The 10,659-nt window shown below is 50.2% G+C and carries 12 protein-coding genes; 3 read left to right on the top strand and 9 right to left on the bottom strand.

Features of this window, described 5'->3' with window-relative positions:
* Positions 1–319: 319 nt before the first annotated feature.
* The 8 genes from DFR42_RS25860 to DFR42_RS25815 all read right to left on the bottom strand — a co-directional run bounded on the left by DFR42_RS25860 (position 320) and on the right by DFR42_RS25815 (position 6,624).
* Positions 320–901 (bottom strand): SMI1/KNR4 family protein, encoded by a 582-nt coding sequence (locus DFR42_RS25860; protein WP_110257953.1) that lies wholly within the window; start codon positions 899–901, stop codon positions 320–322.
* A 334-nt stretch (positions 902–1,235) separates the two neighbouring features.
* The gene (locus tag DFR42_RS25850; RefSeq protein WP_110257951.1) at positions 1,236–2,525 is read right to left on the bottom strand and encodes a type II toxin-antitoxin system HipA family toxin; all 1,290 of its coding nucleotides are present in this window, start codon (positions 2,523–2,525) and stop codon (positions 1,236–1,238) included.
* A 20-nt stretch (positions 2,526–2,545) separates the two neighbouring features.
* Positions 2,546–2,947, bottom strand: coding sequence for a helix-turn-helix domain-containing protein (locus DFR42_RS25845; RefSeq protein WP_110257950.1), 402 nt, complete (start codon positions 2,945–2,947; stop codon positions 2,546–2,548).
* A gap of 690 nt (positions 2,948–3,637) precedes the next feature.
* Positions 3,638–4,012, bottom strand: a complete 375-nt coding sequence (locus tag DFR42_RS25835; protein ID WP_110257948.1) for a hypothetical protein — start codon at positions 4,010–4,012, stop codon at positions 3,638–3,640.
* Between the two features lie 146 nt (positions 4,013–4,158).
* The gene (locus tag DFR42_RS25830) at positions 4,159–4,761 is read right to left on the bottom strand and encodes a hypothetical protein (RefSeq protein ID WP_110257947.1); all 603 of its coding nucleotides are present in this window, start codon (positions 4,759–4,761) and stop codon (positions 4,159–4,161) included.
* A 369-nt stretch (positions 4,762–5,130) separates the two neighbouring features.
* Entirely contained in the window at positions 5,131–5,382 is a 252-nt protein-coding gene (locus DFR42_RS25825) for a hypothetical protein (RefSeq protein WP_110257946.1), read from the bottom strand.
* Between the two features lie 98 nt (positions 5,383–5,480).
* On the bottom strand, positions 5,481–5,867 hold the full coding sequence (locus DFR42_RS25820) for a phage tail length tape measure family protein (protein ID WP_110257945.1): 387 nt from the start codon (positions 5,865–5,867) through the stop codon (positions 5,481–5,483).
* Between the two features lie 103 nt (positions 5,868–5,970).
* Positions 5,971–6,624: a TetR/AcrR family transcriptional regulator gene (locus tag DFR42_RS25815; RefSeq protein ID WP_211324422.1), complete on the bottom strand. Its 654-nt coding sequence runs from the start codon at positions 6,622–6,624 to the stop codon at positions 5,971–5,973.
* Positions 6,625–6,684: 60 nt separating this feature from the next.
* Here DFR42_RS25815 and DFR42_RS25810 point away from each other — a divergent pair, with 60 nt between their 5' ends.
* Complete coding sequence (locus tag DFR42_RS25810) at positions 6,685–7,488, top strand: inositol monophosphatase family protein (RefSeq protein WP_110257943.1); 804 nt, start codon at positions 6,685–6,687, stop codon at positions 7,486–7,488.
* 129 nt (positions 7,489–7,617) lie between these two features.
* The gene (locus DFR42_RS25805; RefSeq protein ID WP_170133688.1) at positions 7,618–8,301 is read left to right on the top strand and encodes an NAD(P)H-binding protein; all 684 of its coding nucleotides are present in this window, start codon (positions 7,618–7,620) and stop codon (positions 8,299–8,301) included.
* Here the strand turns inward: DFR42_RS25805 and DFR42_RS25800 are convergent.
* Complete coding sequence (locus DFR42_RS25800) at positions 8,293–9,228, bottom strand: LysR substrate-binding domain-containing protein (protein WP_342766870.1); 936 nt, start codon at positions 9,226–9,228, stop codon at positions 8,293–8,295. The two genes, DFR42_RS25805 and DFR42_RS25800, sit on opposite strands and share 9 nt — an antisense overlap.
* A 203-nt stretch (positions 9,229–9,431) precedes the next feature.
* On the opposite strand from DFR42_RS25800, the gene DFR42_RS25795 reads away from it, so the two are divergent.
* On the top strand, positions 9,432–10,589 hold the full coding sequence (locus DFR42_RS25795) for an epoxide hydrolase family protein (RefSeq protein ID WP_170133687.1): 1,158 nt from the start codon (positions 9,432–9,434) through the stop codon (positions 10,587–10,589).
* Positions 10,590–10,659: the final 70 nt, after the last annotated feature.

Raw genomic sequence — 10,659 nt, 5'->3', positions numbered from 1 at the left:
TCCAGTCACTCGATCTTGATATGCCTACCAAGAACTTGTTAGTAGCTATATTAACGAATAACTACCGAAAGCGTCATAATACAAGGTACGATTAGCGCAAGCGTAATCGTACGCATGCTACCTGCCACAACCTGCTTCTACACCATGGCTCCTTTGCGGTTCTCAATCAATAAACCATGTTCATGTTGAGATAGACAGACGATGAACATGCGATATGCTTGAGGTCTTTTCCCTTTTTGTAGTACACGGTTGTGTACGATTACGCTGACGCTAATCGTATCTACGTAGACTTCGACTGTGCATCAGCAATCTTGTAAATTTATTGCCAATATAATATCCCGTTATTTAATCGATTACCCAAAAATGCTTGTTTATCAAAGTCATAATCAAGAAATCCGTCAGCGTCCAGAAAATATACATTCTCCCTGTAAAAAGCAATGACAGTCGTCAAAAAATCTTCTGCGCTTGAATGCATCAACTCAAATTGAGGGTCGTCATGTAGAAAGCTACCAATTTTATTTCCTCTATTTTCGGGCTCGCTTTCAATGCAAACAAAGTCACTGGAATAATTCGCGAGGAACGGAAAATTATGATGTCGAGATGGTCCAAGAATTGCCATGAATTTCTGAAACTCTTCTTCAAGTTCGTCTATATGGATCAGACGATAGCCGGGAATAAAATCCATGACTTTTTGGTCAGCTACATCTCTCAAAGTACCATCGACTTGACAATATATTTCCAGAAATAATTCGGGTATATCAACTGATGATTTGATAATCGTTTTTAACCTTTGTTCTGCTTCTATCCTAGGTAAACCACGCCCCAAACTTTCACGATAGCCGGGACGAATTTGGTCGCAAAGCGACAGAAGCTCGTCAATAAGCTCACCAGTTCTTGTCATCAATCATATCCTGTTTGGTAATTTCAATATTGAATTATTCATCCACTTTTATGCCATTTACTCTGAAAAATAAAGGCAGTGATGGAGGTGCCATTAACGCAGCATCATCGTACGCATGCTACCAGTTCCAACCAACTTCTTCACCATGGTTTCTTTGCGATTCTCAGTCAACAATAGACCATGTTCATGTTGAGATGGGCTGGCTATGACCATGCGATGTGCTTGAGTTTCTTTTCTTTTTTGAGGTACATGGTTTTGTACGATTACGCTGGCACTAATCATATCTACATGGGTTGCCAACTGTACGCTGCCATGAAATCCAGACTCATAGCCGCTACGACTTCTCAATCCCCGCTGCATTTGCAAGAAAGCGCTCAGCTTCCAGACGTGTTCCCTTCGAAATCGCGTCCCAGGTCATTACCGGAAAATCAGCTGGCAGCAAGGTTTCTACATGAGCCAAGGCTAGGTCTACACGACTTGCAAATAACTGCATTGCCGCCCAGGTGGCAGGGCCACCGTTTTTCATTGCCAGGTCATGCCAGTGGCGCGTCTGGATTTCTTTGAAACGGTAGTGAGGATTTTTTGAACGCAGGGCCATGGCCAGGCCCGCTTTATGCGAATCAAGTTGTTTCGGTTTATCGAGATAAGGCCATACCGATAAGACATCGTACAGGGGTGTCATCTGGTATATGTCATTGCGCCCTGTAAAGAGGGAATAATTTTTTGCGTGGCCGTCTGTGGCTCTCAGCAAGAAAAAGAGCAATTGCGTCAGTATAAAAAACAGGGTGTCGCTGGCTTGTGAGCTGCGCTGGAGTAAACGCAGGCATTGCTGCATGCCTGGGCCGCCATCGGCTTCATATTTTTGATCAGGCGATATGCCAAGTGCCTGACAAAAATCTTCTTGCGGCAGACGGGCTATCCAGCGACCATCGTCCATCCATGCACGATCAAAACGTTCAACGACCAGGGCTTTTTGTTCTCCAAATTTCGCCATGGATGTCGTGGCGACGGGCAAACCCATCGCGGCGATAATTTGCGCGCACAGCCAATCGTTTTCGACAGAATCCGACATGTCCAGACGCGTTCCGCCAATGATCCCGAGGGGCAATTTAAATATATGCGTCGTAGGCGTGGCACCATGTGGGCGACACCATTGATGTTGGTATTGAAGGAAGGCTGTTTTTTCTTGTGCACCAGCAATGGAGATGCGAAACAGGTCATCATCTGGAACGAATCGCATGTCAGAAGGAACGGCCTGCAAATATTGTTCAATCTCTTCATCAGAGAGCGCTTCATAGGCGATGCGATTCCATCCATCTGGCGTGGCGCCGTCAGGAAGCAATTGCACTGCACCTACACAGTCGCGGCCTATGGCTTCAAGCAAGCTGAAAATGTCTGTACCTGCCTTGAAACGTTTCGCCAGCCTCTTACGGATGTGATGACTGTCGGGCAGTAAATTATCGAAGTAGTTTTTGACGGCCTCGCCCTTGATTTCCAGCGAACTACTGATGGGCATGGAAAGTGACAAAGACCGGCTATGGGGCGACTCCAGCCAGGTCGCCTCATATCTGAAGGTATGTGAATCACGGTCGACCTGCCAGGCCCCCACCAGTTCGCCATTCATCCACACATGTAATGATCGGGTCACCAGGAGCCTTTCCTGACATTGCCCAGGTCATGCATTTGCTTCGATGCCACGTTGTTGATGCTTGGTTCATTGAGCTTTTGCAATGCCTCATTGGGGCTATCCAGTTCTTTAACTTCCTGTGGCGCGGTATTGCTCACGCCACTGGCATACGTCGGGTTTTGACTACTGGTCACTGCTGACATTTCGCTTAATACGATGTTCACGTCCAGTATCGATAGTAATTGCATCAATTGATCAAAACTGACCAGGCCAGGATTTGCCTCAATTTCTGCGATTCGCCCCTGGCTTACCCCGATGAGAGCCCCTAATTGCGCTTGTGTGAGGTCACGCTTTTTCCTGAATGCGCGAAGATGGTGGCGTAGCTGGGTAGCAAATTGAATGGGATAAGAATTAGCCATAAGAATTAACTATCATGCAATTCACGCACAAATGCCTGTTTATAAAGTGATCAGATAAGCTATGAACGGTCGGAGTTGCTGCCTGACTGCAAAAATCTTTTGAGCCAGAATTTCAATATACATGCTGTGACTTATATTCTCAATATATATGCTGTAGCTTATATTTCAAAATATATGCCAAAGCTAATAATATTCTATTTAAAGCTTGCCAATTAAGCTAAATATAAGCCATAGCCAATATTTGTGAATAATAAGGTACAGCTCATATTTTTGATCAAGGCGCCTTCTGGCATATCTGCCTTAAAGAGTGCGTCGTGCAGGGTTTTGCACAGGCGGGTGGACTGGTGTTTCAGGTCTGCGACCGCGGCAGACAGTCCGATTTTATTGTTACGCTCCACTTGCCGTGGCTACGGGAGCTTCCATGATCCAATCAATAACCCTTCAGATACAAACGCTTGATTCCTCTTATTAAGCCAAGGGAAGCAGATACGCATTGGGCAAGCGTAATCGTAATAGTACGCTTGCTACCTGTTCAAGCCAGTTTCTGCAGGGTGGGGATTTTGCGGTTTTCAGTCAACAATAAACCACTTTCATTATGAGATAGACTGGCAATGAGTATGCGATAGTCTCGAGGCCTTTCGCTCTTTTGGAGGGCTACGGTTTTGTACGATTATGCTGCGCTAATCGTATCTACACAGGCTCTTGCGCAGTTCGCCAAATGAGCCAAAAAACGCATGCAGATACAGTGCCGATTGGTGTCATCGGTAACAAATCATTTAAATGCGGAACACTCGGTAGTCGGATTAAAATTCCCACTAACCCACCGATAACTGTTCCCACTCCAACGGTAGACCACCAGGTAACCAACTTGAAGTGATCAAGCAATAGAAACGCTGGTACTCCCAATAAGATAGTAGTAATAAGTGTAAAAAAATAAAAAAATAAGATCAAGCCGTAGGCAGTGAAGTCTTGGAGGCTAAAAATTGGCGACCTCAGGGCAATCATTAATGCCGCAATTAAAGGTGCGAAAATGAACCCGAGAATTGTGGCAGATTTCTTGCTCATAAATTGATTCTTATTTTATGCATTTATATTGTTTGATTAGATTATCCATTTGCCGACCACCAATCTGGAGATGCAGGTTGCGGCGCAATGATTGACGGACAGCTCGCGGCCTGGTGCAAGAATACACGGCCATTATGCTCAAGCTGTCAGGGTTTGATTCGAGCACCCTCGTTGGCCTTCTGCATGTTTGCCGCCCAGTCGGCCAACAGATGATGCAAGGCTTCGAGATCCCCATTGTTCCGCAGCGGGCGCGTGCCCGTAATGCCGATCATCTTGCCGTTCAAGCGGATAAATCCGCTCGCCTGTACGATCTTGTCGTAGTCACCCTGAACCGGAATCGAATCGATCTTGTAGAACAGTATCAGATTGGAGGTTTCCTGCCAAATCGTATGCTTGTTCGCAGGTGATGCCGGCTTCTCGTTGCGCATCTTCGCGCGCACGCCATCGAAATCTTGCTGCGTCAACGACCCGGAATAAGCTGTCACCCTAAAAAAGCCGCGATCCTTCACTTCCTGTTTGGTGTACACCTTGCCGTCCGTCTTCGTGGGAAGCATGACAACGTCCCCGTCGGAAGTAATCGTCCCCATGGTCGCGAAATCGGGGGAGCTTTTGTTGACAATAGCATAGCCCGCCAATTCAACCACCGTGACGGGTTTGCCATCTTGCGTGATGGTGGTACTTGCGTCCGTGTGGAAACTGGCGCCGAGGAAAGCGACAAATAGGACTGCGGATTTCAGTAAATTGAGCATGGAAAATGTCCAGATCGTTGAAGGGGGATCGCCATCGAAACTACAATAGCAAATATCGACAAGAGTATATATCGAACTGGAGCAGTCCAAAACGAAACCTGACGCTGCTTCATTCGGGAATGTTCTATCTCGATACAACAAGCAGCCCTCGCGCGCCCGACATCCTGCGAAACTTACGTCAGAGATGCAGGTACGATTAGCGCAGCGCAATCGTATGCATGGCCAGCCGCAATTTTCTATGCTGCCTGAAAACATGGCTGTTGCATGATTTTTAACCAAGGATACATCGCTCTCGCGCAGAGATATATAGTCGGCGATCACTGCATATTCTTGAGGTCTATAGCTATTTCCGCCATCGCATGCGTACGATCAAGTTGTGCTAATCGTACCCGCGCGGGCTCGGCCAGCATCCGTAATTTTATAAACAGGATACGGCAACTGTTGATTAGAAATTGTCTCAAGAAATCCCTCCGATAACAACCGCTCCAAAATTTGTACCGCATTTATACTCCCATCAAACCCTTGACGAGACAATGCTATCTCCAGATTGTACCAATTCATCCTGGCATCTTTTTTTGAGATTAATTCAAGGACAATTTTGTCTTCATCAATATTTGCCATGGTGCATTCTTATGGGAGAGAGGGTGAGGTATAGTTCTTTCGTTCAAGCGATAGGGACGCACTGATCGTGTCTACGCGGGCTCACACCAATTTCATTTTTATTTCGGACATCTATCCAGAGCTGCACCCGCTGACGGATCCAGCATCTTAATGATGGTGGTCACTGCTGCTCTTTCACTGATCTTTTCCGCAGACATCAGGTGCAATGCCGATTGGGTTAATGGTTCCATGTCCTTGTAGGTAACTCGACCGCTGCATATCAGCCAGAAAGCCACTTCACGGGTCTGTCCTACCGTGCCTATACCTTTGTTTGAGACGCTGGTAATCAGCTCATTGACTTGCCCCTCTGTCATACCAGCATACCCCCCGGTCATGGCCAGGGCTGTGCGCAAGCGACGTTGATCATCAGCCCCTTGTTTCGCCGCAAATGCGACAATGCCGACAGCGCAGACGATGATAATTGATCCCCATTTCCAAGCTTTCACGCTAGATTCCTTAAAAAATTAAACGGGATCAAGATACAGCAAGAGCGACCGCATGGCCAATCATTAATTTTCGTAGCTGCCGATCAACCAATGCTCAAGCTCGCTATTCCCCCGCATCCAGATACCCAAACACCGCCCTCCTTACCCGCTTGCGCAAATTGGCGGCACTAGTGTCTACCCGCGCGCCTGCTGCATCGACCAGACCCTTGATGATGCCCATTAAATCGGCCATGACTTCTGCATCGTTGGCACCTTCTGGCATATCAGTCTGAGAGAGTATGTCGTGCACGGTTTTGCGCAGGCGGGTGGACTGGCGTTTGAGGTCTGCGGCGACGGGCAGGCGCAGTTCTTCTGCGTCGAGTATTTTTGCCAGCGCCGGTCTTTTTAGCTGGTGGGTGATGGCGACATCGATCAAGTCTTCCAGTGCCTTCCGGCCACCCTGCTGCAGATCTATTTTCTCGGCATCTTCAACGAGTGCGGTGGTTTGTTCCAGTATCAGCGCCCTGCTAATGGCGTCTTTCGAGGGGAAGTACTGGTACAGCGAACCTATGCTGACGCCAGCCTTTCTTGCCACGGCATTGGTGGAGCAGGCACTGAGGCCTTCAGTTTCGAGAATGTGAGCAGCAGCTTGCAGGATCGCTTCTACGGTAGCGACAGAGCGGGCTTGTGTGGGGCTTTTACGAGGGGCCAGCGGGGTGGCGGCCTTCTTGATGGGCTTGGTCATGAATGCGAGTTTCAAATATGAGCGATAACTCATATTATATCTCTACTTTGTTGAACACAACGAACACAACGAACTCAAGGAAGGCAAATAATCATGCAAACACAATATGAAAACGATCAACAGTTATTAAACGCCACCGCGATAGCCGTGCGTCAGGCGGCTGACCTGCTGCTCCAGCGTTTCAAGCCAGATGCACGTCCTGCTGACTTGCCGCAACTGCTGACGATGATAGAAGACAATGACGTTGCCGTCACCGCGCAATTGCGTGAGTCTCTACTGGCCCTGCGCCCTGATGTGCAATGGCTGGATGATGAAAAATCCCGTGGCCCCCTGCCTGCTGGTGAATGGTGGGTGGCTGACCCGGCAGAAGGCAATGTCAACCATATCCACGGCACGACTGAATGGGCAGTGACGGCAACGCTGGTACGTGACAATGTACCTGTGCTGACGGTAGTTGCTGAACCGCTGGCAGCAAAGCTGTATACGGCAGTGCGCGGTGGCGGTGCTTATCTGAACGGCCAGCCCCTGCATGTATCGCAAAAGCCCAGCTTGGCAGCGGCCCTGGTCAGCACTGGCCAGGCGACACCGGGTGAAGGCAAGCTGGCTTACAGCAAGATAGGCCAGTCTGTCACGGCCATGCTGGAACATGCGCTGCTGGTGCGCATGGCTGTACCTGCCACCATGCAACTGGTACAGGTCGCCAGCGGACAACTCGATGCATTCTGGCAGCACGGCAATGTCTTGTCTGGCCTCGTCAGCGGTGCCTTGCTGGTGACTGAAGCGGGTGGCCAGATAACAGACTGGACAGGCCAACCCTGGACTTTATCCAGCCCCAATTTTGTTGCCAGCGCGCCTGTCATGAATGGCCAGTTGGTAGCCGTTTTGAAAAACATATAAACAAAAATCAGGACTTACACAAAATTGTCCCAGCAAGGCGCTGCGACGAAGACAGTACTTTAGTACGGCTAGGCGCTGCAACGCAGCTGGGGCGGTTTTGTGTAGGTCCGACAAGAAAAGAGAATGATCATGAAAGAATACGCAGTCGTCGGTGCCAGCAGCGGCACAGGTTTGGCCATCACCCGTTTGCTGGCCAGCCAGGGTCATACTGTGCGTGCCATTGCACGCAAGCCACCCGCAGCAACAGAATTGATCAAGCCCGTCGTTGCCGATGTGGGCAAGCCAGAAGCCATTGCCGCAGCACTGGCAGGTGAGCTGGAAGCAGTGTTTTTTACGGTGGATATCCACAAGGCATTTGCATCAAAACCGTTGATACGCTCTGTGATGTTTGATGGTTTCGTGAATGTGCTGAATGGTGTACAGCGTCACGCAAAACCACCACGCATTGTCCTGCTGTCTGTCATGGGGCCGGGCAAATCATCACTGACCTGGCATTTGCTGAACCTGGCAAAACGCGGCATGCAAAAGAATATCGTGGACAGGGAACAGGCACTTGTGGATAGCGGCCTGCCGTATGTGATCTTGCGTGCGCCGCGCCTGGTTGATGTGCTGGAAAATGAAATTGAAACGACCAGGTCAGCAACAGCCGCCATGTTGTCTGCGAAGGCTAATCATCGTCTCGACATGAAACGCACGATAGCAAGGCCAGACCTGGCCGCTGCCATGGTTGCGGCGGCAATTTCAGCACCAGAAAACAGTGTGTGGGATGTGTATGCCAATGATGCGGGGCCTGTGCCTGCATGGTTAAGATAAAGATACAGGCATGATGCCCATGGCGACCATTTGCTTGCGTGATTCCTGCAGTTCTTCAAAGAGCCACGTACGCAAATGCAGCAAGGGTGCCCAGTTGCGCAGTGCGGGTGGGTAGACGAGATAGTAGCGTTGCCGCAAATCGTGCCGGGCTATTACCTGCGAGACTTGCACCAGATTGCCATTTGCCAGCGCATCCACCGTATATACGCCACGGGCCAGCGCCAGCCCCAGGTCATGCTCTGCAGCCTGCAACATGAGGCCAGTCTCGGCAAAGCTGGCGACCGGCACTACCTTGCCCTTGATGCCTGCTGCGTCCAGCCAACGCTGCCACACCAGCGGGTCGCCCAGCAGGGGTTCGCGGGCGATTTGTTCTGGCGTGCAATCCTTGAGCCTGCGCGCTGCAAGAGGTGAGCCAACCACCAGCAGGGGCAAGTCCAGGTCTGACAGCATTTCTGCCTCCAGCCCTTGCCAATGGCCGTTACCAAAACGAATACCGGCATGCAGGTCTTGCGACTGCAAGTCACGGCTTTGCTGGGTAGCCTCAATACTCAGGCGGATATGCGGGTGACGTTCGCGCCAGTGGCCTATGCGTGGCAACAACCAGCGCTGGGCAAACGATGGCACAACAGTGAGACGCAGCACGGTGTCGGCACCGGCGCTTTCTCCAGCCCTGGCGGCCCTGGCACCTGCTTCCAGTCCATCGAGTGCTGCGTCTACACTTTGCAGGAAAATTTTGCCAGCCGCATTCAACAAAACCCGCCTGCCCTGCCTCTCAAACAAGGCAAACCCTAGCTGCTGCTCCAGCGCACTGATCTGCTGGCTGATGGCGCTGGGTGTCAGGTTCAACAGCGAAGCGGCCGCACGCAGGCTTTGCAACTGGGCAGCGGCGCGAAAAGCAGGAAGAAATTGCAAAGGGATACGCATCATTGATTAGCCATGCTTACCAATTCATTAAAAATGATTGCTTTTGAGATGTGCTTGATTAATTTAATCTTACCAGACCAGAGGACTTTACAGAAAACAGTATGCATCGCCGCCAGTTTTTGCTCGCCATTGCGTTGGGGATAAGTGCTGAACAATCCACAGGCCAGCCAGCATCTCAGTCTGACTATAAACCGCAAGGACCCAAAATGAAAATCACACCATGGCATGCACCATTAGATGTCTCACACGCAAATGATCTCCTGCAAAGATTAAGCAATGCACGCTGGGCAGATGCCATCGTCGACGACTGGTCATATGGCACGGCCACGCAGCCGCTACGCCATCTGATCGATTTTTGGCAAACGCGGTATGACATCAATGAGGCGATAAGCCGGCTCAATGCGCTGCCGCACTACCAGGCAGAGATCGATGGTTTTCATATTCATTTTTTATATTTCAAAGGCAGGAGTAAATCTAAAAAGCCGCAGCCGCTGCTGCTGAGCAATGGCTGGCCTTCTAGCTTCGTTGAATACACCCGGCTCGCGCCCATGCTGGCTGATCCTGGCAGTCATGGAGGTAATGATGCGGATGTTGATATTGACGACGCTTTTGATGTCATCATCCCCGCCCATCCCGGCTTTGGTTTGTCTGCGCGCCCTTCCATGCCCAAGCAGGTGCAGACCATAGACCTGTTTCACCGCCTCATGCATGAGGGGCTGGGTTACAGCAGCTATATGGTATCCGGCACGGACGTTGGTGCAGGTGTGGCAACCCGTATGGCACTGAAATATCCGCAAGCCATCAAAGGCATACATCTGTCGGCAGTGGTCGAGCCACCAGGCATAGCCAGTGCCACTGACCTCAGCAAGGCAGAGCTGGCTTATATGGAGAGCGTAAAACAATGGAGCGACAAGGAAGGTGCCTACCTGCATTTGCAGGCAACCAGACCGCAAACCCTGGCCTATGCCCTGAATGACTCACCGCTGGGCCTGGCGAGCTGGATACTGGAAAAATTCAAAAACTGGAGCGATGTTGGTGACAATCTGTTTGAAGTTTTCCCTGAGCAGATGTTGCTGGATAATCTGTTGCTGTACTGGGTTACGCAAACCATAGGCTCGTCCATGCGTTATTACTACGAGGCGCGCCACTTTCGTCCGGCCTTGCAGTTGCACGACAGGGTCAGTGTACCCACGGCGGTGTGCATGTGGCCCAGGGAACTGGTAGTCGCCCCAAAAGAATGGGCAGCGCGTTTTTATAATCTCGTCCAATATACCAGCCCAGCCCGCGGCGGGCATTTCCCGGCATGGGAGCAAACCCAGGCTTATGCTGAAGACTTGCGGCAATTCAGCCGTGCCTTGAGATAAACATGCTGGCAAGCCATGCAAGCATGTTTGTGATGGAACTTTATGCCTTAAAAATGGCCTGACACTCTGA

Source organism: Undibacterium pigrum (assembly GCF_003201815.1).
Taxonomy (GTDB): Bacteria; Pseudomonadota; Gammaproteobacteria; order Burkholderiales; family Burkholderiaceae_D; genus Undibacterium; species Undibacterium pigrum.
This window is presented reverse-complemented; position numbering and strand designations above follow the sequence as displayed.